Annotated in this window: 21 protein-coding genes; 13 read left to right on the forward strand and 8 right to left on the reverse strand. The window is 38.8% G+C overall.

Annotated elements, in window-relative coordinates; translation table 11 throughout:
• Positions 1 to 187: 187 nt before the first annotated feature.
• Positions 188 to 946, forward strand: coding sequence for a molybdopterin-synthase adenylyltransferase MoeB (gene moeB / locus P20429_RS05125; RefSeq protein ID WP_033027021.1), 759 nt, complete (start codon positions 188 to 190; stop codon positions 944 to 946).
• Here the strand turns inward: moeB and P20429_RS05120 are convergent, their stop codons facing one another.
• The 3 genes from P20429_RS05120 to modA are packed head-to-tail and all read right to left on the reverse strand — an operon-like array spanning position 947 to position 3,393.
• Positions 947 to 1,975, reverse strand: a complete 1,029-nt coding sequence (locus P20429_RS05120; RefSeq protein ID WP_007585261.1) for an ATP-binding cassette domain-containing protein — start codon at positions 1,973 to 1,975, stop codon at positions 947 to 949.
• A gap of 1 nt (position 1,976) precedes the next feature.
• Complete coding sequence (gene modB, locus P20429_RS05115; RefSeq protein ID WP_007585262.1) at positions 1,977 to 2,654, reverse strand: molybdate ABC transporter permease subunit; 678 nt, start codon at positions 2,652 to 2,654, stop codon at positions 1,977 to 1,979.
• A complete protein-coding gene (modA, locus tag P20429_RS05110; protein ID WP_193371821.1) occupies positions 2,641 to 3,393 on the reverse strand; it encodes a molybdate ABC transporter substrate-binding protein in 753 nt (250 codons plus the stop codon). The genes modB and modA overlap by 14 nt, the downstream gene beginning before the upstream one ends.
• 45 nt (positions 3,394 to 3,438) lie before the next feature.
• On the opposite strand from modA, the gene glp reads away from it, so the two are divergent.
• Complete coding sequence (gene glp / locus P20429_RS05105; RefSeq protein ID WP_007585266.1) at positions 3,439 to 4,656, forward strand: gephyrin-like molybdotransferase Glp; 1,218 nt, start codon at positions 3,439 to 3,441, stop codon at positions 4,654 to 4,656.
• 53 nt (positions 4,657 to 4,709) lie between these two features.
• Here glp and P20429_RS05100 read toward each other — a convergent pair whose 3' ends face one another.
• Together P20429_RS05100 and P20429_RS05095 are read right to left on the reverse strand one after the other, a co-directional pair.
• Positions 4,710 to 5,162, reverse strand: coding sequence for a DUF1311 domain-containing protein (locus P20429_RS05100; RefSeq protein WP_007585268.1), 453 nt, complete (start codon positions 5,160 to 5,162; stop codon positions 4,710 to 4,712).
• A gap of 112 nt (positions 5,163 to 5,274) precedes the next feature.
• Positions 5,275 to 6,699 (reverse strand): sodium-dependent transporter, encoded by a 1,425-nt coding sequence (locus P20429_RS05095; protein WP_010552537.1) that lies wholly within the window; start codon positions 6,697 to 6,699, stop codon positions 5,275 to 5,277.
• A gap of 189 nt (positions 6,700 to 6,888) precedes the next feature.
• Between P20429_RS05095 and P20429_RS05090 the strand changes: the two genes are divergently transcribed.
• From P20429_RS05090 to P20429_RS05065, 6 genes are all read left to right on the forward strand, one after another.
• A complete protein-coding gene (locus P20429_RS05090) occupies positions 6,889 to 7,191 on the forward strand; it encodes a YciI family protein (RefSeq protein ID WP_010552536.1) in 303 nt (100 codons plus the stop codon).
• Positions 7,192 to 7,353: 162 nt separating this feature from the next.
• On the forward strand, positions 7,354 to 7,611 hold the full coding sequence (locus P20429_RS05085) for a PepSY domain-containing protein (RefSeq protein ID WP_002959808.1): 258 nt from the start codon (positions 7,354 to 7,356) through the stop codon (positions 7,609 to 7,611).
• A gap of 3 nt (positions 7,612 to 7,614) precedes the next feature.
• Positions 7,615 to 8,289: a response regulator transcription factor gene (locus tag P20429_RS05080; RefSeq protein ID WP_007375447.1), complete on the forward strand. Its 675-nt coding sequence runs from the start codon at positions 7,615 to 7,617 to the stop codon at positions 8,287 to 8,289.
• Positions 8,283 to 9,620 (forward strand): ATP-binding protein, encoded by a 1,338-nt coding sequence (locus P20429_RS05075; protein WP_007585276.1) that lies wholly within the window; start codon positions 8,283 to 8,285, stop codon positions 9,618 to 9,620. Before P20429_RS05080 ends, P20429_RS05075 begins: the two co-directional genes overlap by 7 nt.
• Positions 9,607 to 10,017, forward strand: a complete 411-nt coding sequence (locus P20429_RS05070) for a hypothetical protein (protein ID WP_007585278.1) — start codon at positions 9,607 to 9,609, stop codon at positions 10,015 to 10,017. Before P20429_RS05075 ends, P20429_RS05070 begins: the two co-directional genes overlap by 14 nt.
• A 287-nt stretch (positions 10,018 to 10,304) precedes the next feature.
• Positions 10,305 to 11,387, forward strand: coding sequence for an FAD-dependent oxidoreductase (locus tag P20429_RS05065; RefSeq protein ID WP_007585279.1), 1,083 nt, complete (start codon positions 10,305 to 10,307; stop codon positions 11,385 to 11,387).
• A gap of 84 nt (positions 11,388 to 11,471) precedes the next feature.
• On the opposite strand, the gene P20429_RS05060 is transcribed toward P20429_RS05065, so the two are convergent.
• Positions 11,472 to 12,509, reverse strand: a complete 1,038-nt coding sequence (locus P20429_RS05060) for an AI-2E family transporter (RefSeq protein WP_007585280.1) — start codon at positions 12,507 to 12,509, stop codon at positions 11,472 to 11,474.
• 170 nt (positions 12,510 to 12,679) lie between these two features.
• Between P20429_RS05060 and P20429_RS05055 the strand changes: the two genes are divergently transcribed.
• Entirely contained in the window at positions 12,680 to 13,570 is an 891-nt protein-coding gene (locus tag P20429_RS05055; RefSeq protein WP_007585281.1) for a TIGR01777 family oxidoreductase, read from the forward strand.
• A gap of 354 nt (positions 13,571 to 13,924) precedes the next feature.
• The gene (locus tag P20429_RS05050; protein WP_081473437.1) at positions 13,925 to 14,878 is read left to right on the forward strand and encodes a GGDEF domain-containing protein; all 954 of its coding nucleotides are present in this window, start codon (positions 13,925 to 13,927) and stop codon (positions 14,876 to 14,878) included.
• 189 nt (positions 14,879 to 15,067) lie between these two features.
• On the opposite strand, the gene P20429_RS05045 is transcribed toward P20429_RS05050, so the two are convergent.
• The gene (locus tag P20429_RS05045) at positions 15,068 to 17,620 is read right to left on the reverse strand and encodes an exo 1,3/1,4-beta-D-glucan glucohydrolase (protein ID WP_007585292.1); all 2,553 of its coding nucleotides are present in this window, start codon (positions 17,618 to 17,620) and stop codon (positions 15,068 to 15,070) included.
• On the reverse strand, positions 17,620 to 18,894 hold the full coding sequence (locus P20429_RS05040; RefSeq protein ID WP_007585293.1) for a sugar MFS transporter: 1,275 nt from the start codon (positions 18,892 to 18,894) through the stop codon (positions 17,620 to 17,622). Before P20429_RS05040 ends, P20429_RS05045 begins: the two co-directional genes overlap by 1 nt.
• 258 nt (positions 18,895 to 19,152) lie before the next feature.
• Between P20429_RS05040 and P20429_RS05035 the strand changes: the two genes are divergently transcribed.
• From P20429_RS05035 to P20429_RS05025, 3 genes are all read left to right on the forward strand, one after another.
• A complete protein-coding gene (locus P20429_RS05035) occupies positions 19,153 to 20,481 on the forward strand; it encodes a GH1 family beta-glucosidase (RefSeq protein WP_007585304.1) in 1,329 nt (442 codons plus the stop codon).
• Between the two features lie 46 nt (positions 20,482 to 20,527).
• Positions 20,528 to 21,850 (forward strand): glycoside-pentoside-hexuronide (GPH):cation symporter, encoded by a 1,323-nt coding sequence (locus P20429_RS05030; protein ID WP_007585305.1) that lies wholly within the window; start codon positions 20,528 to 20,530, stop codon positions 21,848 to 21,850.
• Between the two features lie 62 nt (positions 21,851 to 21,912).
• Complete coding sequence (locus tag P20429_RS05025) at positions 21,913 to 22,917, forward strand: LacI family DNA-binding transcriptional regulator (protein WP_007585306.1); 1,005 nt, start codon at positions 21,913 to 21,915, stop codon at positions 22,915 to 22,917.

The following is a 22,917-nucleotide window of genomic DNA, read 5'->3' on the forward strand; positions in this document are numbered from 1 at the left end:
AATTACTGAGCCACTAATTAAAAGCCATAAATTTCATATGGTTACATGCAACAGTTGTTTTTATACGTTATAGTTGCACTATATGAGTGAAGGGCTCTGGGTTGTTAGAGTGCAAATAAAAAGCGTTACTACTTGCTCTTGGATTTAACAACTTGGTATTGTTCAAAAAAAGGTTGAGATTTTGAAAATGCAAAAAACACCGCTAACTTACCAGCAGCAACTGCGCTATTCTCGGCACATTATGCTGCCGCAGCTTGATATAGACGGACAAGAGCAACTATGGCAATCGCATGCTTTAATTATTGGTGTGGGTGGGCTTGGGTGTGCGGTAGGTCAATACTTAGCGGCATCTGGCGTTGGGACGCTTACCTTAGTTGATAACGATGAAATAGACGTGACCAACCTGCAAAGACAAATACTGTATAAAGAAAGTGATATTGGTAGCTCAAAATGCAGTGCTGCTAAAAAACAGCTTAACGCGCTTAATAGTGAAATAGACATAAACACTATTGAGGCATTTTTTGATGTAAGTACCTCTACAGAACAATTATTTAATAACATTGATATAGTGATTGATTGCTCAGATAACCTAGCAACGCGCAATGCACTTAATAGCGCCTGTTTTAAGGCTAAAGTTCCGCTAGTGTCAGGCTCTGCAATACGTATGGAAGGACAAGTCGCGTGTTTTACTATGGATGAAAACAGCCATTGTTATGGTTGTTTATCGCAATTTTTTAGTGAACAAACACAAAGCTGCTCTGAATCCGGCGTACTTTCCCCTATTGTGGGGCTAATAGGCAGCATTCAGGCTACTGAAGCGCTAAAAATGCTTGCTGGTTTGCCAAGTGGTTTAAGCGAGCACTTATTGCTGGTGGATGGTTTAAGCATGGAGTTTAATCGTTTTAAAATAGCTAAAAACAGTCAATGTGCGGTGTGCAGCATTTAGTTATTCTAGATTACTGATTGTTGTATAAAGCACATCGCCCACTTTAAAGTCGTTTTTGTCCCACACTCGTCTTGATACCAAACAATACAATGTTTGCCCATCTACATTAAGCGTTAACTGCCACTTATTATTAATAAGCTCAGCCTGAGTTAATACCGACCTTAAAACATTGCTATGCGTTGTTTGCTCAGGCTTTAACGCACTAAACGACATTTGCTCACTTTCTATAATTAGCTTATTACTGCTATCTACAAGTGCAGGAAGCACAAAAAGCGGCTGCTCACTTTGCTGTAATTGTAGTTGATATAGCCCGTAGTCTTCATCAAATTTAACCACGTCGTAATTAATTAAGCTCAGCGGTGTTTGTCTATCGTTTGCATAAATAGCCTTTGCAACGTGTGCACTTGCACCTTGGTTTATCACCTTACCTTTATCAAGCTGAATAAGGGTATCGCAGCAAAATAGCAGCTCTTTTAATGAGTGACTTACTATTATAAATTTAATATTAAACTTAACTGCAAACTCGCTAAGTTTAGTGAGTGTTTTAAAACGCAATGACCAATCAAGCGCGCTAAAAGGCTCATCAAGCATTATAAATTTTTGACCGGCAAGCAAAGTGCGCGCAAATACTACACGTTGGCGTTCGCCACCCGATAAGCTTTGTACATCACGGTTTAGTAAGTCTTGTAATTCAAGTGTTTTAACAACGTATTCTAGCGTTAAGCTTGTTTGCTTATTCCCGCAGTGTTTTTGTGTAAACGCTAAATTACCTGCCACATCTAAATGAGGAAACAACGGGCACGATTGCAACTGAAGCGTAATACCGCGTTTATCGCTTGGCAACTCATGCACTGGCTGATTGTTTACATAAACACTTTTTGCAGGCTCTAAACCGCTAATACAACGCAGTAATGTTGACTTACCCGAACCGGAAGGTCCGTAAACACCCAATACATTAAACGACTCAAGCTCAAGGTTTATATCTAAATCAAAATTATTGAGTGCTTTAAAAAGGCTTAACTTAATCATGTTATTGCTTAACCCCTACAATGCTTTTATTAAACTTAAATAACAGCACTAAACAGGCAAACGAAATAGCCAGTAAAATAAGTGAAAGCTGATGCGCCGCCGTATAATTTAACGATTCAACATGGTCATAAAGCGCAATAGACACCACCTGTGTTTGCCCCTGAATATTACCGCCAATCATTAATACCAAACCAAACTCACCCAATGTATGCGCAAAGCCTAAAGCAAATGCGCTACCAATACTGGGTTTTAAAAGCGGAATAATTAAATGCACAAAGCGTTTAAACGGGCTTAATCCAAGCGCAATGGCTGCTTCGTTATAGGTTTGATTAATATGCTTAAACCCAGCCACAAGCGGCTGCATTACAAAAGGCAGCGAATAAAAAAGCGAGCCAATAACCACGCCCTGAAAACTAAACGCCAGCTGTGTACCGGTTAGCCAAAACCAAAACAGCCCAAAAGCGTGATCAGGCGAAAATAAAACAAGTAAGTAAAACCCTAATAACGTAGGCGGCAGCACTAAAGGCATTGCAATTAATGCCTCTAAAAATGGTTTAAATTTACCGTTATAGCCAGCGAGCTTGTAAGCCACCGGAATACAAAAAACAAGAAGGAGTACTGCGGTTATAAAGGCAAGTTTTATAGTTAACCACAGCGCGGTTAAATCACTTTGAAGCATTGTTGTCCTTTATTCTGTAACCTAATTCAATTAACTGCTGCTGCGTAGCCTCTGCCATTAAAAATTGCATGAGTTGCTTAGCGCTAGCACGCTTTTTAGTCGAGCTAATAATAACGCCTTGTTGAATTATATCGGGATATTGATTTGTAGGCAGCACGGTGTAATCTAAATATTTTTGATCTTGCGTGTTACTGTAAGCCGCCTTCAGTGATGAAACAGCCACCAGCCCTACTCCTACATTACCGCTTTCAACAAACTGAAACGCATGCGTTATGTTATTACCGTACACATAATTTACTGGCTTTTTAAAATGGTTATTCGCGTAGTGCTCTGAGGCACGCCCGTATGGTGAAAAGCGCGGATTAGCAATGGCTACTTTATCATTTACTTGTTCAGCTTTGGGTTGCCACAAAGCAAGTTCGCCTAACGCGTAAGTGATTAAACTGCTTTGCTCGGCATAACCTTCTTTAATAAGCGATTGCGGTCGAAAATCGTCGGCCGATAAAAACACATCAAATGGTGCGCCATGCACTATTTGCGAATATAAAACACCGCTAGAAGCGGCTGATATTTTCACGTCAACATTAGGTAATGGGGATTTTTTTAGTAGGGTTTGCAATACAGTTTTAAAATTACTCGCTACGGCTACTTGCAGCGTTTCTTTTGCGTTTACGCCGCACGAAAGCATGCATGCGATAAGCAAAAAATAACCCAACCATGTATTGTAAAGCTTTGACATTATAAGTATTGTTTCAAAATAAAATGATTTAAGTAAGCAATATATATGAACGATGTTTGCAATGCACCCGGTTTATTGCCAATTGAAACTGCAATACAAAATATACTTGGCTCAATAACGCCAGTTAAAGACGTTGAAACCATCACTATAATGCAAAGCGTTGATCGCGTTTTAGCAAGCGATGTTAAATCAACTATAAACGTACCAGCTCATGATAACTCCGCAATGGATGGCTATGCGCTATGTATTTCAGATAAAAGCTTAACCTATACACAAATAGGCAGCGTGTTTGCGGGTCAAGTTTTTGAAGAAACGCTTACCCCAGGGCAATGCGTAAGAATAATGACCGGCGCCGCAATTCCACCCGGCGCTAACGGCGTTGTAATGCAAGAAAACGCCTCGGTTGATGGCGATAAAATTACGTTTACTGCGCAACCAGAGCTAAATGAAAACGTGCGTTTTGCTGGCGAAGATATTGCAATCGACGATGTTATTTTAAAAGCAGGCGATAAATTAAAAGCCGTTGATGTGGGGTTACTTGCATCTTTAGGAATTGCCAATATAGACGTGGTAAGAACCCTAAAAATAGCCGTGCTTTCTACTGGCGATGAGCTAATTGAACCTGGTCAGCCTCTTAAGCAAGGCGCTATTTTTGAAAGCAACCGCGCTGTTATTATTAGTGCGCTGCAACAAAAAAATATAGACGTGATTGATTTAGGAATTATTCCTGATGACAAAGAACTCATTACTAATGCATTTTTGAAAGCGAACGAACTTGCCGATGCCGTAATAAGCTCAGGCGGTGTATCGGTTGGTGAAGCCGACTTTACTAAAGAAGTGCTCAACGAAATTGGCGAAATTCACTTTTGGAAAATAGCCATGAAACCAGGCAAACCTTTTGCCTTTGGTAAACTAAGTAACAGTTACTTTTTTGGCTTGCCAGGTAACCCTGTGTCGGCTGCTGTTACGTTTAATCAGTTAGTAGAGCCGGCACTGCAAAAGCTGTCGGGTCTTGGTGAAGTAAACCCTAAAATGCGTTTTAACGCTGTTACTACATCCGTTATTAAAAAGCGCCCTGGCAGAGCTGACTTTCAGCGCGGTACAGCAACAATTAACGAGCAAGGTGACTTAGTCGTTGCCCCGTTTAATAAACAGGGCTCGGGTGTACTTTCGTCGCTTAGTAAAGCTAACTGCTTAATTGTAGTGCCAGCACAAAGCGGCAATATCGAAAAAGGCGCAACAGTAAGTATTGAGTTGCTATAAAGCCTAAAATGCTACAGCTAACTGTATAATTTAGCTGTAGCGCTATGTAGACCTTAAAATATTTTTATATTTAATGTTTGAATTAAACAATTTAACTTTTCGCTATGTCCTACAAACTCTTCTTTGCTTAATCTATTAACACACTTTAGCGCATTTTTAGTCGCAAAGTATCTATCATAACTTAGGCTTCTTTCGCATTTAACACTATACGTTGAGGGCCAAGAACCACCAGCACCCGTTGCTATGCCAACAACGTTACATGTAGCATCTATATACTGCTCCCATGCTTTTATTTGTGCTTTAACTGCATCTACTTGGTAATCGTCATTTAGTTGTGGGTAGATTTCATCCATCATTTTACTGATTTTAGTTTTGTATCTATTGCCCTCTAAATTATAAGTATTGCCCGTGTGCATTGCACCGCCTTCAGGCCAACCATCAGCACTTTGCGCAAGTGCCCCAAATGATGAAATAGCAAAAGCAAACCCAATAATAATTTTATTCATTTTAAATCCTTTTAATAGTTACCAGATACCTGTAAAAAAACGCCTATAAAAAATGCCGCTAAGCTTAACTGAGCGGCATTTTATTATTCAATAAGCTTTTAAAGAGGTCTATTTAAAAACCAAATATTTTTAAATCAAAAAACTTAGTCGCCACTGTATTTATAAATATCACAGCTAGAATGACAGGAATAAACGTTGAAAGTGAAAAGTTAACGTACTTTTCCATCAAGCTTCCCGCATAATTAGGCGAACCTAAGCTTAGCTCTTGTGTTAAGCGTGCTTTTTTCCAGCGGTACATTACAAACAAACACACCATTAAGCCATTAAGCGGTAAAATTGTGTCGTAAAATACATCAACAATAATATCAAAAAAGCTCTTATTAACGCCGCCATAACTGGTGAACGAAGTAAGGCTGTCAATCATACCAAACGACATTGTACATAAAATAGTAAGTACACCGGTTGAAAGTGTAAGGATGCCCAATGCTTTTTTACGGCTAATACCTTTACGGTCACTTAGTGTTGCTGTCGGTACTTCTACTATTGAAACAAGTGAAGTAATCGCTGCAAAAAATACTAATAAGAAGAATGAGAACGCAACAATAGACGCACCTACATAACCAATATCATTTTGCAGTGCTAATAATATTTTAGGTAGGTATACAAAAATCATTGATACAGACGAGTCAGAAAGTGCTGATGGGTCTGTGTTTGGATCAAAGCTAAATATAGCGGGCAACACCATTAGGCCCGCTACAAACGCAACGAGTGAGTCTGTAATAGCGACCATTTTCGCGCTACTTACAATGTCATCCTTTTTAGAAATATACGACGCGTAAGTCATTAATATACCCATACCCAGCGATAGCGAGAAAAACGCTTGGCTTAATGCGCCATTAAGTACACTTGCACTCATCTTAGAAAAATCAGGAATAATGTAGTATTTAACACCGGCCATTGCGTTATCAAGCGTTAATACATAAGTAACTAAAGCAAGTAGCATGAAAAGTAAGGCTGGCATTAAAAATTTAGCGGCTTTTTCTATGCCTTGTTTAACACCCCCTAATAAAATTAAGTTAACAATAATAACCACAACGGCCATATAACCAAACACAGTGTAACTATTAATAAAAACACCAAAGTGGCCAGGATCTGCAAGTAAATCTAAATTACCGAGGCCTGTTTGCGTTAAGTAACCAAAAATCCAAACCGTAATTACCATATAAAACACAGCAATCATAAATGGTGTAAGCACCGCTAAAAAACCTGCTAGCTTCCATTTTTTATCGTTATTAGATAATAGCTTGTACGAACCAAGTGGATCTTTTTGAGCGTTACGACCCATTGCCATTTCAGCCATCATGACTGGTAAACAAATGAACACGACAAATAAAGCGTAAATTAATAAGAATGCGCCACCACCATTTTTGGTAGCAGAAACCGGAAAACCAACTAAATTACCAATACCAACAGCCGAACCTGCCGCTGCCATTATGAATCCGAGACGGGAACTAAATCGTTCTCTATTTTCGCTCATGCATAAAACCTTTTTATTATTTTGTATATTTCAGCGACTCTACCAGTGTTACACAGATATTTTCAAGCAATTACAGCTTAAAAATAAAATCGAAGTGTAAACCTGTGTAAATACGCTTTTAATTCACCAATTTTCAACGCTGTGGTAGTATTGCGTTAATCAAATTTAACAATTTTTATGAGATTCCTTATGTTGTACATGATTCACTCAACAGACGTTGAAAACAGCTTAGAGCTTAGAAAAGCAGCACGCCCGGCACATTTAGCACGCCTTAGTGAGCTTGATTCACAAAACCGTTTATTAACTGCGGGTCCGTTTCCGGCAGTCGATAGTGAAGATCCTCAAGAAGCAGGTTTTACCGGTTCATTAGTTGTTGCTGAGTTTGAGTCAATAGAAGCAGCTCGAGAGTGGGCAGCAGCTGACCCTTACGTTGCCGCTGGCATCTATGAAAATACAATTGTTAAACCTTTCAAAAAAGTGTTCCCTGCTTAAAAGTGTATTAAACCCTAAGAGCGTGTGTTGCACTGTAATTCAGGGTTTGTTCACAAGATTTTAATTAAAATTACTGAGATAAAAGCGAATTTAGCGTTTTTACTTGAATTTTAGTAACTTAGTTAATTAAACTAAGTGGGTCTGGTCTAGGAGTTTTCCATTATGCGCGTATTATTAAGCCTCGGTTTTATTGCTTGTGTTAGCTTAGCTAACTTTGCTCAAGCAGCGACGGCCACCCAAGCATCTCATGCTGAGGTGGACAAAAAGAAAGCCGTAATACTTGCAAAGAAAACAATAGGCGGTAAGACCTTAAAAATTACCGAAAAAACAGATTTTTATACCGTACGAATACTCAAATCTGACGGCCACGTCGTTGATTTACATATAAATAAAAAAACCGGCGAAGTGAAAAAGGATTAACAAATGCGAATTTTAGTTATTGAAGACGATTTACATTTAGCAGATAACCTACGTAATGCTTTAGAAAAAGAACGTTACAGCGTGGATTTATGTCACGATGGTGAAGCAGGTCTTTTCCACATTACAGAATACCCGCTTGATATGGCCGTAGTTGATTTAGGTTTACCTAAAATAGACGGTATTGAGCTAATCAATAAAGCACGAGCACAAGGCATTACTATCCCTATTTTAATCTTAACAGCGCGCGATCGCTGGCAGGATAAAGTAGAAGGTTTAGATGCAGGTGCAGATGACTACCTTACAAAACCATTTCATGTTGAAGAACTTATTGCACGTTGTAATGCATTAATTCGTCGCAGTGCTGGTAAAGCAAATCCAGAAATGACTGCGGGTCCAATTAAAATTCATACACGTTCACAACAAGTATGGGTTGATGATAAAGAACTTAGCCTTACAGCTTACGAATATAAAGTACTTGAATACTTAATGGTAAATCCGCAAAAAGTAATTTCTAAATCAGAACTTACTGAGCATATTTACGACCAAGACTTCGACCTTGATTCAAACGTAATTGAAGTATTTGTACTACGTTTGCGTAAAAAGCTTGACCCTGAAGGCGTACTAAACCCAGTAGAAACACTACGTGGGCGTGGTTACAGGCTTAAAAGCCAGTGGTAATACCGCAAATATCGTTAAAAATAAGGCAAGGATTTATCCTTGTCTTTGTTTTATTAGTCGCACTCCCTATCTTATTTTATTCAATTGGCAAAGCGTATTATGCTTCACTGGTTGATGCGACAGAAAAAACCCTCGAGGCACAGCTCTACTCGCTAATATCTGAAGTCGACTTTACTGAGCATGGTATTATTATGCCCAGCACTATTTTAGCGCCTGAGTTAAACAGATTAAATTCAGACACCTACGCAATGATTTACCGCGATGATGACCCTGTTTGGAACTCAGAATCGGCTGTAAATTTAAACTATGTACCAGAGCAAATAGAGACCAAAGCAGGTGCCGCCGACTTCAGGCGCGTGGAGTATAATAATACCGCGTACTGGCAACTTAGCCTGACTGTAATTTTAAACAACATAGATCAATCAGAACAAGCTCGCTTTATATTAGTCAAACGTAACGACGCTCTACTTCGTATAATGGATGGCTTTAAGCAAACCCTTGTAGATTGGATGTTTATCATGGGGATTGCAATTGCAGGCCTAATGGCGATTGGTTTCATTTGGAGCGCTCGCCCACTCCAACGACTCGATAAAGAAATAAAAGCGATTGAATCGGGTGATATTCAAGAAATTAAAGGCCTCTACCCTGTAGAGCTGCAAACAATAAAAGCAGACCTAAACTTGCTACTTGAGTCGCAGCAACGCCAAAAAGAGCGCTATAGAGCCTCATTGAGCGACCTTGCTCATGCACTTAAAACACCGCTTGCAGTACTAAAATCAAGTCCATTGGCAAACGATGCCGATGCACAAGAACAACTCGACCGAATTAATGTGATGATCGAGCACCAATTAAAGCGTGCTGCAACGGGTGCATCAGACACGTGGAAAAAGCAAACACCTATTAAGCCAGTACTTGATTCAATACTCAGTGCTATGGCAAAAGTATACCGTGATAAAGATATTATTTTTACCTGCACCGTAACCGAAAAAGATTACTTTTTAGGTGACCAAACAGATTTAATGGAATTACTCGGTAACTTGATTGATAACGCCTGTAAAGCGTGTCGCTCGCAAGTAGAAATACAAGTAATCCAAAGTAAAACTCTGTGTATTGGAATTAGCGATGATGGCCCTGGTGTGCCAGAGGATAAACGTGAATCTTTACTTACACGTGGTACTCGCCTCGATACATACGAAAGCGGACACGGCGTAGGCATGGCGATTGTATCTGATTTAGTTAAGTCGTATAACGGGACGCTTACCATTACCGATGCTGATAACTTAGCCGGCGCTCAATTTATCTTAGAGTTTAATTACAATGACAAAAAGTAACTATTTATTAAAACTAACTGCCATTGTGCTATTAACTACAAGCCAGTACAGCTTTGCAGATGAGGCATGTACTTTAGCCGCTAAAGCAACAACCGATGAAGCTAAGCGGTATATTCAATGCCTAGATAGCCAGATTGATAAAGCAAAGCAAGCACAAGGCAGTTGGATACAAAAGCGCAAATATGAGCTAACTAAATCACAAGAAAGCACAGGCAATACGCAAGTATTACCGTTATTTATGCGCAGCATTAAAAATAACGAAAAGTACCTTGAGAGTGCCTGCCAATGGCGTTACTTAATAAAACTTCCTAATGCGACAACAGCAGCCATTAGCTATAAACTCTGTGAAATTGAGCTTATAAATCAATTTACAGAATCACTAAAACACCCATTTTAACGTAACTTAAAGCACACTAAACTAGTTATACCAACCTGCATAAATCTTTGATCAATTTAACGAATTAAATTGCACTATAACGTCGTTAAAAATTTTTTATTTAGAACAACTAGATACAAAAATTTTTGCCTAGTTCTAGCGTAATTTTCTTAACGTTAAATAGACCTCGTATATAAGCAGATTGGTATTACGTTTCACTACTAGTTCCCTTTAGTCTACTTGACAATTTATTCATATCAAAACAAACTACCTACTAGTAGATTGCTAAATAGCTAATAGGTAAACAAATGACTAAACCAGTAATAATTATAGGTGGCGGACTGGCCGGCTTATACAGTGCGTATAAATTACAACTGCTTAATATTGAGTACTTATTACTGGAAGCCAAATCGCAATTAGGCGGCCGAATTTTTGCTGCGCAATCACCAATAAATAACGATGTTAGTTTTGATTTGGGTCCTACGTGGATATTTCCCCACCAACCAAAAATTCAAGCTTTAGTAAAGTCACTCCGCTTAAGTATATTTGAGCAATACAACAAAGGTGATGTGTTATATCAAGCGCCTAATTCCAAGCAACCTCAACAAATTGCAGGTGCTGGAGATATGCAGTTATTTAGGCTTAAGCACGGCATGAATACCTTAATAACTGCCTTATACGAGCAACTTAATCCTGATTCAGTGTTATTAGAACACAATGTCACTGAGCTTAAAAAAGGTGATAATAACTGGCAAATTACGGTTAATCACTTAGGTAGTATAAAGCACCTTACTACTGAAAAACTAATTTCAGCTATTCCTGCTCGTATGGTTACAACACACTTAACACCTGCACTTTGGGCTACTCCAACACTCATAAACCGCCTAAATAACGTACCTACATGGATGGCAGGACAAGCCAAATTTATAGCTACTTTTGAACATGCATTTTGGCGTGATAGAAACTTATCAGGGCAATGCTTTAGTCGCGTAGGCCCAATGGTCGAAATTCACGATGCCAGTGCTGATGATGGCAATTACGCCGCATTATTTGGCTTTATAGGTGTGCCCTACTTATCAAGAAACCAAGTAACTAAAGAGCAATTAATTCAAGCCTGTGTCCAACAGCTTAGCTATTTTTATGGTAAGGATGCTGGAAAGGCAACGGGGTATTTTATTAAAGACTGGGCAGACGATAAGTTTGTAGCTAATAGAGACGATCAAACTCAGCCTTCGCAGCACCCAGAATTTGATTTTTCAGGCTTAGATGAGCAATTAAATAACTTGAACATTCATTTTGTAGCGAGTGAGTTTGCAAAACAAGAAGCAGGATATTTAGAAGGCGCAATAAACGCAGTTGATGAAGCTATCAATTCGTTTACTGTTCAATAGCCGAACACTCAATAACTAGTATTAGTAACCGAGTATTTAACTATCAAAGGCCATAATTTATACAGCCCTTGATGGTTATAAATGTTAGTTATTTTTAGCAACGTCTTCGCCACTGCCTAGCAAGGTGGCAACCCACTTACCTTCAGCACTGGCTTCTAAGCCTATTTTTACAATCATAGTTAATGGCACAGATAAAAGCATACCCACAGTACCTAATAACCAGCCCCAAAATATTAATGATAAAAATACCACTAGCGTTGAAAGACCCAGCCCTTTGCCCAAAAACTTAGGCTCTACAATATTGCCCATCACCGTATTTATTGTTAAATAGCCTGCAGCAACCAATCCCGCAATTAACGGACCTTGAGTAATAAGCGCAAGTAATACAGCCGGTACAGCCGCAATAATTGACCCAATATTAGGAATGTAATTGAACATAAATGCCAATACCCCCCACAGCACAAAGTAGTCAACGTCTAAAATCCATAAGTAAAACGCAGCAATAATACCCGTACCTAAACTTACTAGCGTTTTAATTGCCAGATATGAATTAATAGACTCTAAAAAGCGGTCAATTTGCTTCATTTTGCTATCGGGATCTTCAAGTGCCATGTGTATTTTTTTGCTCAGCATTGGCCCTTCAAACAACATAAAAACAACGGTTAAAATAATTAAAAACATGTTTGCCATTACGCCACCTAAACCGGTGAGCATATTAGTGGCTACATCAACCATTTTACCTGGGTCGAACATATTGATTAACTGCTCTTTATTAATCAGTATGTTGTATTGAGATGCTAAATCTACAAGCCATACAAATTCTTCTTTGAGTTGTGTTTTATACTCAGGAAGTTGCTGCGAAAAATCGTTTATTGATTGCCCTACAAGCCCGCCAAGGCTTACACCTAAGCCAACTATGATAAGCACTACCAACATAACAGCAATGCCTTTAGGAATTCGGTAGCGCGCAAAAAACTTGATAAGCGGATTACAAATAATGGCAATAAACGCCGCCAAAATAAACGGAATAATAATTACACTTGCCGCTTTTATCCCCGCGAGTACGACCACTAAGGAAGCAAAAACTATTAAGCTTTTATTTACTCCAGTTAAACTTGCCAATTTATTAATCCTTTTATTAATGATATGGCTTTAGTGTAAGGCAAAAGGTAATTAAATGAAATAATTACGAAGTGATCATAAAAGCCTGTTTTACGTATAAATTTGCAAAGCTGTTTGCTAGCGAGTATGTTTTTTAATCACTTGCTACTATTTTATTGTAAGGATTAATAATGCATATATTTGTTACTGGCGCGACGGGATTAATTGGTAAGCACTTATGCCCTTTTTTACTTCATCATAATACTGTTACTGTGCTTAGCCGAAATCCGACTAAAGCAAACGTATTATTGGGCCATAAAGTTAAAGCCGTAAGCAATGTCAATGCAGTAGATTTTAACACTGTTGATATTGTTATTAATTTAGCTGGCGAACCTATTGTAAATAAACGCTGGAGCGACAAACAAAAGCAAATAATACGCGACAGCCGTATTGGTGTTACACAACAAATTAGTGAAGCTATTAAAGCTTGTAGCACTGCCCCGCATACTTATATATCTGGAAGCGCCGTTGGGTTCTATGGTCGACAAAATAGTAACCCTATTGATGAAACTTTTGAAAACCCAAATGATGAATTTAGCCACCAGCTTTGTAAAGACTGGGAAAACGCAGCGCTACTCGCGCAATCAGAACACACCAGAGTGTGCCTTTTGCGCACGGGTATTGTTTTAGCTAAAAAAGGTGGAGCATTAAGTAAAATGCTACCCGCTTTTAAATTGTGTTTAGGCGGCCCAATTGGTAATGGCGAGCAAGGAATGTCGTGGATACACATCGACGATATGATTCAGCTAATACTTTTTATTATTAAGCATCCATCAATATCTGGCCCTGTTAACGCAACAGCACCAAACCCTGTAAGCAATGCTCAATTTAGTAAAAGCTTAGGCGAAGCGCTCTCTCGACCTGCATTTATTCCTATCCCCACTGCAGCACTTAAACTATTAATGGGTGAAATGTCAGACTTACTAACAACGGGGCAATTTGTAGTCCCTAAAAAAGCACTCGTTCATAATTATCGTTTTCATCATCCTGATATTAAATTAGCTTTAGAGAGTTTGGTTTAGCGGGCGTTAATAATTCTTGAGGTAAAATATAAAAATTGAAAAAGCAATCCTTTTAACTGAATTGACCTTTTCTTATTAATACATAATAATTACAACAGTTAGTTAAATATATATTTCATCATTTTATAATAAAGAGAATAAATCATGTTTCATTTGCCTACTGTGATCTTCTTCTCTTTTATCCTTAACTTATTCATAAGCCTATTTTTTCTCTCAATTTATAAATATAAAAAACAAACATCTTTTTTATTATTTGGTTTAGCCTGTGCCACATTTGCATTAGCCGAAATACTGGCATGTTTGCGCTTATTCATAGATCTTCCTTTAATAACCCACTATTTAGCTAGTGTTTCAATGATTACTAGCCCACTTTTAATTATTGTTGGACTATATAAATACAAAAACGTACAAAATATTAGCTTAATGCCTCTTTACTGCATATTTGGTTTTTCTAGCTTATTGTTATTGGCAATTTATCCTTTCGGTGCAGCAAAAATGCTAACGAGTTTAGTAATTGCCGGATTATTTATTTACACCGCGTATTTAATCAAAAGCATGAGCTTTGTTGCTAAAGCCCAGAAAAAGGCGTTAATTACCTGCTTTTTAGTGCACAGTGGAGTTATGTTTTTAAACGCTATATTTCTATCAATACCGGTACTTAGTTCGAGTATTCAAGATGTAGCAACCCCTTTGCAAATTGTGCTTATTAGTCATTTACTATTAGCCACACTGAGTGCTCTTATACTGCCATTTTTGTTATTTTCTAATAGTGAATACACGCTATCGAACCTTGCCAATACCGACTCTCTGACACAGTTATTTAATCGCAGAGGTTTTTTTAATAACGCCAAAGCAGTCCTTAAACAACCTAATAACAATAATATAGATGTATCTATAATTATTCTAGATATCGACTTTTTTAAGCATGTAAACGATAAGTACGGCCACGATACGGGCGATCAAGCAATTAAATGGATTGCGCAGCACATAAAAGAGCAATTTTTTGATGAAGGTATTAGCGCCAGAATAGGCGGTGAAGAATTTGCAATATTACTACCAGACTATTCCCTACGAGCAGCTAAAGAATATGCAGAGCACTTACGTGAAAATATTTCTAAGCATCCGTTTTATTATCAAAACGCGCATATAAAACTATCTGTGAGCGCGGGAGTGAGTCACTCTGTAAATGGTAAAATGAGTGTAAAAGACTTACTGTCGTTGGCTGATAAACGCCTTTACCTTGCTAAAGAAACCGGCAGAGATAAAGTAGTTAGCTTTGACGAAAAAAACCTCTTAATGCAGTGCTAATTATTTTATAAGCAATTATAAAAAAGGTCCCACCAATAAAAACGTGGTAACCATTTGTATTTATAGCGACTTGTTCCTTTTCAGTTATATCAATTAGCTCAAGTATTTATGCAGGTTAGTATTAATCCTCTATATAAAAAAAGCCCTTCATTCAAAGGGCTTTGGTATACACACAATAGAGTTAATAAACTACTTACAAGACAGTGTAGCTTCGCCTGCTTTATTTGGCACAAACTGAATATTAGCCACAGAAATTGATGCTTTACCATTGCTGCGTAAGCTAAATGGGCTTGTTAGGTTTGCAAAATTAACACCCTTATCAGCAAAACAACCTAAATCGATTGATACTGACTGCCATTTATTCTCAATGGTTTTATCCACTACGTTTGCTAAATCAATGCTTGCACCACATTCGCCCGAGCAAGTAATAGCAAGTGCTATATCGCTCGTTAGTGCTTCGTTTAATTTAATATCAAAACTAATCACACTATCGGCTTCAACGTAGGCAATGGTATCTTCTGCAAAGCTTGTTACTATTTCAGCACTGGCTTTTTCTGCACCGCTAAAGTTAAATTGGCGCGCGTCTTCTTGTACTATTTTGTCCTCAGTTCGGTATTTAATTGCACCAAATTCATGAGTACTACTCGATACATCTAAAAGCTCATTGCCCGATTTTAACAATAAGCGCCATGGTGCTACAGGTGCACCAACAAGTATATCCATACTCGTAAGCCCTGAGTTATCAAGTTTAGAGTCTTCATCAAGGTCGTCAGCTAACACGTTTTTATCGCCGTACGTTAAACCAAAACCATAAGGAAGTAATGGGTCGTAATTTTCATCGCCTTTATTAACCGCAGTTTGTACCGCTGATTTAGGCCAAGAAAACGATAATTTACCTTTAAAGTTATTTTGAATGGTGCCGTCTGCCGCTTTTAATAAAACATCAGCAATACCTGCACCTTCTGTACCTGGCAACCATGCAGCTACAAACGCATCTGATGCGTTAAGTTCGCTGTTAACCCACATAGGTCGACCTGAAATAAACACCGATACAACAGGAATACCTTGCTCTTTTAGCGAGTTTAAAAGTGCTAATGACTTTTTATTTCCGCGTTCAAACTCAAGGTTATCTTTATCGCCGTGCCCTTCTGCGTAAGGTTCTTCACCAAATACAACAATGGCAACATCAGGACGTTGATCAAACGTACCATCAGCACTTAAAGTAACACTTCCACCTGCTGCAGATATTTGTTCTTCAAGCCCTTTATATATCGAAGTAGCACCAGGAAAATCAGCATTTTTGTTATTAGTCCCCTGCCACGTAATACTCCAACCACCCGACTGTTTACCTATATTATCAGCACCATCACCTGCAACAAGTACGCGTTGATTAGCTGCGATAGGTAATAGGTTATTTTTATTTTTGAGTAATACAAGCGATTCGCGCACAGCTTGGCGTGCGACTTCGCGATGCTCTTGCGCGCCAATAAGTTCTGTTTTACCCGAGTAAAGACGCTTAGCCGGACTTGGTTTATCAAATAAACCAGCGCGAAGTTTTACGCGTAATATTCTGCTCACTGCGTCATCAATACGCGACATACTAATTTCGCCTGACTTAACTTGCGCAATTGTATTGTTATAAAGAGGCTTCCAGGCACCTGTTGGGACCATGAAAATATCAAGGCCAGCATTAACGGCTTGTGCACAACTTTCGTTAGTACAGCCTTCAATTTGACCGTGACCGTTCCAATCGCCTACTACGAATCCATCAAAACCCATTCGTGTTTTTAATACATCAGTAAGTAAATATTTATTGCCGTGATTTTTAACGCCATTCCAGCTATTAAAAGACGCCATGACCGATTGGCTGCCCGCAGACAAACCACCTACATAACCTTGGGCATGAATATCAAATAGCGACTGCTCGCTATCTATATTATTTCCCTGATCATCCCCATCAACGGTGCCACCGTCGCCAATAAAGTGTTTAACCGTGCTAATAACACGCTTATCACTCAAAAAGTCGCCATCGGCTTTACCTTGCAATCCATTTACAATCGCTGCTGAGTAATCGTGAACAATCTTTGGATCTTCAGAGTAGCCTTCGTACGTTCTGCCCCAGCGATCGTCGCGCACTACGGCAACTGTGGGTGCAAATACCCAATCAATACCCGTAGCCATTACCTCTACTGCGGTAATCGACGCTATTTTCTCTATTAAATCTGGGTTATTAGCCGCGCCTAAACCAATATTATGTGGAAAAAGCGTCGCGCCAATTACGTTATTATGACCATGTACTGCATCGGTGCCCCACATAGTTGGGATACTACTACCATCAAGTGAGTCATCGACAGAAGCTTGATAAAAGCTCTCAGCTAAGGCTACCCAGTCCATTGGTGTTGCATGTTTGTCGCCATTAGGGAATGCTCCACCGCCATTAAGATATGAACCAAAGCCATATTTACGCATGTCTTCAACGGTAATATCACGAATTTCTGGCTGAATCATTTGAGCAACCTTTTGCTCAAGTGTCATGGCTTTTAAATAGTTAACTATTTTAGCTTCAATATCGGCATCTTTTTTAACAGCAATATTAAGTTTTGGCCAAATTTGCGCTGTTTTAGATAACGTTTCATTACTTTCAACCGATGTCACTGCGTCGTTTGAACAAGCCGATAAAGTACCTACTGATGCAATTAATGTTGCTAAGGCTATTTTATTAAGTGTAAAAGGGGTTTTCATTATAGAGTCTCCTGCGCTTGAACTGGTTTACTACCGCTTAAACCATAGAACACGATAAATATGTAACATAAAATAGGTAAAACATACGAAAGTTGAACACCCACACTATCAGCAAGTGCACCTTGTAAAAGTGGCACTATTGCACCACCCACAATCGCCAAACACAAAATACCAGAGCCTTGAGCTGTATGTTTGCCAAGTCCATTTAACGCTAAACTAAAAATAGTGGGGAACATAATAGAATTAAATAAACCAACCAATAGTATTGACCACATTGCTAATTGACCCGACGTGCTCATGGCAATAACGACTAAAATAATAGCCATGGTTGCGTTAAAGCCAAGTACTTTACCAGCAGGTAATTTTTGCATTACAGCAGCACCAATAAAACGCCCAACCATAGCACCACCAAAATAATAAGTGATGTAATGAGCTGCAGCATGCTCTTTTAGCCCTGCTATATTTTCTTGTGCTAAAAAGCTTACTAAAAAGCTACCAATTGCCACTTCTGCGCCAACGTACATAAATATACCCACAGCACCTAATACAAGATGGCGATACTGCCAAGCACTGCCTTCAATTGCCTCTGATTTTTCGGCTTCTACTTTTTGCTCGCTCATAATGTCTGGTAATTTAAGCCATGCAAAAATACCGGCTAGTAAAATAAGCATTGCAGCTAAAAGGAGGTAAGGAAGTTGAACTGACTCTGCATTTTGTGCAGGTGTTAAAAAAGCTTCTGACGCTGAGTCCAGAATTAACAGAGCACCAAATGATGGCGCAACCGTAGTGCCTAACGCGTTAAAAGCTTGAGTAAGCGTTAAACGAGACGACGCTGTTTTTGCTGAACCCAACAAACTTACATAAGGATTTGCAGATACTTGTAATAACGTTATGCCACTGGCAAGTACAAATAAAGCGAATAAAAATACAGGATAACTATGTAAAGACGCTGCAGGGTAAAATAAGACACACCCTACTGCCGCAATTAAAAGCCCAACCACGATTCCTTTTTTATAACCAAGCTTTTTAACAATGTGTCCACTAGGGAGTGACATTAAAAAGTAAGCGCCAAAAAAGCAAAACTGCACAAGCATTGCTTGTACATACGTTAAATCGAAAACCGCTTTTAAATGCGGAATCAAAATATCATTTAAGCAGGTAATAAAACCCCACATAAAAAACAATGAAGTTAAAGATGTAAGTGCAAAACCATAGTTTTTATCTTGGTGGTTTTGCGACTGTGTGTGTGATGTCAGTGGTGCTGAACTAGCCATGTGCTCTCCGCAATTTATTATTATAAATTGATCTTCAGTAAGTAATTAATACAACCCCCGCTAAGGCGCAGTATTTAAGAGTTGACCTGAAGATTAATTAACATTAATCTAAAAATGTAAGCGCTTTCACGGCTAATTAAATACGAACATGTTACATATTTCAACAACTTTTATTTTTAATAATGTTTTGTACCCGCTGAAAGTCAGTAAAAATAAGCGCTAAGCGTGCAATTAAGTTCTCAAAAAGGTTTGTAACCAATGACAAAAATATCATTACCATTTAATTCACCTCTATTAACAAAAGACTTTGTTTATGGTGTAGCTACAGCATCATTTCAGATAGAGGGCGGATATGAGCATCGCTTACCGTGTATTTGGGATACCTTTTGTAGTACTGCAGGTAAAATTGCTGACAATTCACATGGTCATATTGCCTGCGATCATTACAATAATTGGCAACAAGACATAGATTTAATAGAGTCTCTAGGTGTTGATGCTTACAGGCTTTCTATTTCATGGCCTCGCGTGATGACTCAAGACGGAAAGTTAAATCCTGTAGGCGTTAAGTTTTATACTGATATTTTAGATGAGCTAAAACAAAAAAATATAAAAGCCTTTGTTACTTTGTACCACTGGGATTTACCGCAACACCTTGAAGATGAAGGCGGCTGGCTCAACAGAAAAACTGCTTACGCATTTGAGCAATACGTAGAACTAATTACTAACGCATTTGGAACTCGAGTGTATTCGTACGCTACATTAAACGAACCCTTTTGCAGCGCGTTTTTGGGTTACGAAATTGGCATACATGCCCCAGGCCTAGTCGGCAAGCAGTATGGTAAAAAAGCAGCTCATCACTTATTACTCGCTCATGGTCTGGCCATGAACGTGCTAAATAAAACATCGCCTAATACTCAAAACGGCATTGTGCTTAACTTTACACCCGCATATCCACTTACCGATAATCAACAAGACATAGACAGTGCCAAATACGCTGATGACTACTTAAATCAGTGGTACATGAAACCAATAATGGATGGTAAGTACCCCGATATAATTAACCAATTACCAAGCGATCATTTACCAGACATACACCCTGGTGATATGGAATTAATTTCTCAGCCAATTGATTACTTAGGCATTAACTTTTATACCCGCCAAGTTTATAAGGCGCATCCTACTGACATTTATGAACCCATTGCACCAACGGGTCCGTTGACTGATATGGGATGGGAAATTTATCCGCAATCGTTCACCGACTTGCTCGTATCGCTAAATAAAACATACACCCTACCGCCTATTTATATAACAGAAAATGGCGCAGCCATGCCCGATACATATAATAATGGTGAAGTTAACGACTTAGATCGTTTAAATTACTATAATGATCACTTAAATGCGGTTCATAATGCGATTGAACAAGGTGTTGTTATAGATGGCTACTTTGCTTGGAGCTTAATGGATAACTTTGAGTGGGCAGAAGGTTATTTAAAACGTTTTGGTATTGTGTATGTAGATTATAAGACGCAGCAACGCACCATTAAAAATAGTGGCTTAGCTTATAAAGAGCTCATCTCTAAAAGATAAAAGTATACCCATAACTAAAAACAAGTATAAAGCGGGATAAACAATCATGGTCAGTGTAAAAGAAAAAATAGCGTATGGCTTAGGCGACACCGCCAGTAATATTATTTTTCAAACAGTTATGATGTTTTTAATGCTGTACTACACAGACGTAGTGGGTTTATCGCCTGCTGTTGTAGGTACTATGTTTTTAGCAGTGCGTATTTTTGATGCCGTAACCGATCCATTAATGGGTAACCTTGCTGATAAAACACATACGCGCTGGGGCCACTTTCGCCCCTACTTACTTTGGCTTGCCCTCCCTTTTGCCATTATTAGTATTTTAGCGTTCACTACGCTCGATTTAGAAGGCACCGATAAAATAATTTATGCCTTTACTACTTACACTCTGCTTATGGTTGTCTACACCGCTATTAATATTCCTTATTGTGCATTGGGCGGCGTACTTACGGCTGATGTAAAAGAGCGCGTTACTATTCAGTCTTACCGGTTCGTATTTGGTATGCTAGGCGGCGTAATAGTAGCGGGTTGTACTATGCCAATGGTTGAGTATTTTGGCCAAGGCGATGCCGCCAAGGGCTATCAATACACAATGACTGCAATGAGCATTTTAGGCTTTGTACTGTTTTTACTTTGTTTTTTAGGCACAAAAGAGCGTATACAACAGCCTAAAGAGCAAAACATTCCTTTTGCCCAAAGTGTTAAAGCATTAATTAAAAACGATCAATGGCGAACACTTTGCTTAGCTGCATTCTTTTTACTTACCGGGCAAGTATTAAGGCTTACGCTTGCTGTTTACTACGTAAAATACTATTTAGGTCGAGACGATTTAATCACTTTATTTATGACGCTAGGTGTTGCAGCCAGCATGGTAGGTTGTGCTTTAGCTCAACCACTTGCAAAGCGCTTTTGTAAAATAAAGGCCTATATAAGCTTACAAGTTATTGCCGCCGCTATTTGTGGTTTTAGTTACTTTATTAGTAAAGATCAATTAGTACTCGCATTTACTGCCTTTATTTTATGGAAATTCTTTTTAGATATGGCAACCCCGTTGTTGTGGGCAAAAATGGCCGACACCATAGATTACGGGCATGAAAAAACAGGTGTACGCATTACGGGTTTGGTTTATTCAGGCGTCATATTTTTTATTAAGATGGGCGTGGCTGTAGGCGGCGCAATTGCAGGCTGGTTGTTATCTTTTTACAGTTATCAGGCCGATGCAGTACAAACTATTGATACCCAACACGGTATTTTACTGTCATTCACTGTACTACCTGCTTTTGGCTCATTATTTGTTGCCTACATAATGAAAAAATATACACTGACTAATCAGGTTGTTGAAAATATTCAATCTAAACTAACAGCTAGTTAAGATATATACTCTAAGGTATTATTTAGCCGAAGTAGTTAAGGATAAGCGAGTGAACAAATAACATGGCAACAATTTATCAAGTCTCAGAGCTTGCGGGCGTATCGTTAGCCACCGTTTCTCGCGTGATGAACAAAAATACCCGTGTAAGCGATAAAACTAAACAAAAAGTGCTTGATGCTATGGCGCAGCTTGGCTACAAGCCTAATTCAATAGCGCAATCTTTAGCCTCTAACTGTACTAACAGTGTCGGTATTTTAGTGTCTGAGTTACATGGTCCTTTCTTTGCCCAAATGATGGCAGGTATTGAGTCAGAGCTTCGTGCTGCGGGTAAACACGTTATTATTACCACCGGACACAGTGAAGAAGACAAAGAACAAGAAGGCATTGAATTTTTAATTAGCAGACGCTGCGATGCCATTATTTTGCACGTAGAAGCCGTCTCAGACGACTACCTAATAAAACTAAGCCAAGGCTCTACACCCGTTTATTTAATGAGCCGTTACGTAGAGCAACTAAAAGACAACTGTATCAGCCTAGATAACCAACTAGGTGGCTACCTAGCTACTAAATCGATATTAAATCAAGGCCATACACAAATAGCGTATATTGCAGGCCCGCAGTTTAAAGCCGATGCTTTTAACCGCTTAGAAGGTCATAAACAAGCGCTTACAGAGGCTGGTGTTAAATTTGATTCTACGCTTTTTTATATTGGCGACTTTAACGAAACTGGCGGTAGTAAAGGCTTAAAACATTTTATTGATGAAAAACTTAGCTTTACTGCACTGGTATGCGCCAATGACGAAATGGCCTCCGGTGCCATGAAGTATGCACGAGAGCACGGTTATAACTTACCAATTGATTTATCAATTGTTGGATTTGATAACGTTATTTTTGCAAACTACCTATACCCTACACTCACGACCATAGATAATCCGGTCGGGAAAATGGGCGAAATGGCAGCTAAATTAGTGCTTAAAGACGTATATCAAAATAAAAACCTCGTTATAAACCGCTTTTTTGAACCTACTTTAATGCAGCGCGATTCATCAGCGCCACTTATTAAATAA

It is taken from the genome of Pseudoalteromonas sp. BSi20429 (assembly GCF_000238895.1).
Taxonomy (GTDB): Bacteria; Pseudomonadota; Gammaproteobacteria; order Enterobacterales; family Alteromonadaceae; genus Pseudoalteromonas; species Pseudoalteromonas arctica.

Bases quoted from the DNA above. Each gene is read 5' to 3' on its own strand.
- moeB (WP_033027021.1), top strand. From the start codon at position 188: ATGCAAAAAACACCGCTAACTTACCAGCAGCAACTGCGCTATTCTCGG.
- P20429_RS05120 (WP_007585261.1), bottom strand. From the start codon at position 1,975: ATGATTAAGTTAAGCCTTTTTAAAGCACTCAATAATTTTGATTTAGAT.
- modB (WP_007585262.1), bottom strand. From the start codon at position 2,654: ATGCTTCAAAGTGATTTAACCGCGCTGTGGTTAACTATAAAACTTGCC.
- modA (WP_193371821.1), bottom strand. From the start codon at position 3,393: ATGTCAAAGCTTTACAATACATGGTTGGGTTATTTTTTGCTTATCGCA.
- glp (WP_007585266.1), top strand. From the start codon at position 3,439: ATGAACGATGTTTGCAATGCACCCGGTTTATTGCCAATTGAAACTGCA.
- P20429_RS05100 (WP_007585268.1), bottom strand. From the start codon at position 5,162: ATGAATAAAATTATTATTGGGTTTGCTTTTGCTATTTCATCATTTGGG.
- P20429_RS05095 (WP_010552537.1), bottom strand. From the start codon at position 6,699: ATGAGCGAAAATAGAGAACGATTTAGTTCCCGTCTCGGATTCATAATG.
- P20429_RS05090 (WP_010552536.1), top strand. From the start codon at position 6,889: ATGTTGTACATGATTCACTCAACAGACGTTGAAAACAGCTTAGAGCTT.
- P20429_RS05085 (WP_002959808.1), top strand. From the start codon at position 7,354: ATGCGCGTATTATTAAGCCTCGGTTTTATTGCTTGTGTTAGCTTAGCT.
- P20429_RS05080 (WP_007375447.1), top strand. From the start codon at position 7,615: ATGCGAATTTTAGTTATTGAAGACGATTTACATTTAGCAGATAACCTA.
- P20429_RS05070 (WP_007585278.1), top strand. From the start codon at position 9,607: ATGACAAAAAGTAACTATTTATTAAAACTAACTGCCATTGTGCTATTA.
- P20429_RS05065 (WP_007585279.1), top strand. From the start codon at position 10,305: ATGACTAAACCAGTAATAATTATAGGTGGCGGACTGGCCGGCTTATAC.
- P20429_RS05055 (WP_007585281.1), top strand. From the start codon at position 12,680: ATGCATATATTTGTTACTGGCGCGACGGGATTAATTGGTAAGCACTTA.
- P20429_RS05050 (WP_081473437.1), top strand. From the start codon at position 13,925: ATGATTACTAGCCCACTTTTAATTATTGTTGGACTATATAAATACAAA.
- P20429_RS05045 (WP_007585292.1), bottom strand. From the start codon at position 17,620: ATGAAAACCCCTTTTACACTTAATAAAATAGCCTTAGCAACATTAATT.
- P20429_RS05040 (WP_007585293.1), bottom strand. From the start codon at position 18,894: ATGGCTAGTTCAGCACCACTGACATCACACACACAGTCGCAAAACCAC.
- P20429_RS05035 (WP_007585304.1), top strand. From the start codon at position 19,153: ATGACAAAAATATCATTACCATTTAATTCACCTCTATTAACAAAAGAC.
- P20429_RS05030 (WP_007585305.1), top strand. From the start codon at position 20,528: ATGGTCAGTGTAAAAGAAAAAATAGCGTATGGCTTAGGCGACACCGCC.
- P20429_RS05025 (WP_007585306.1), top strand. From the start codon at position 21,913: ATGGCAACAATTTATCAAGTCTCAGAGCTTGCGGGCGTATCGTTAGCC.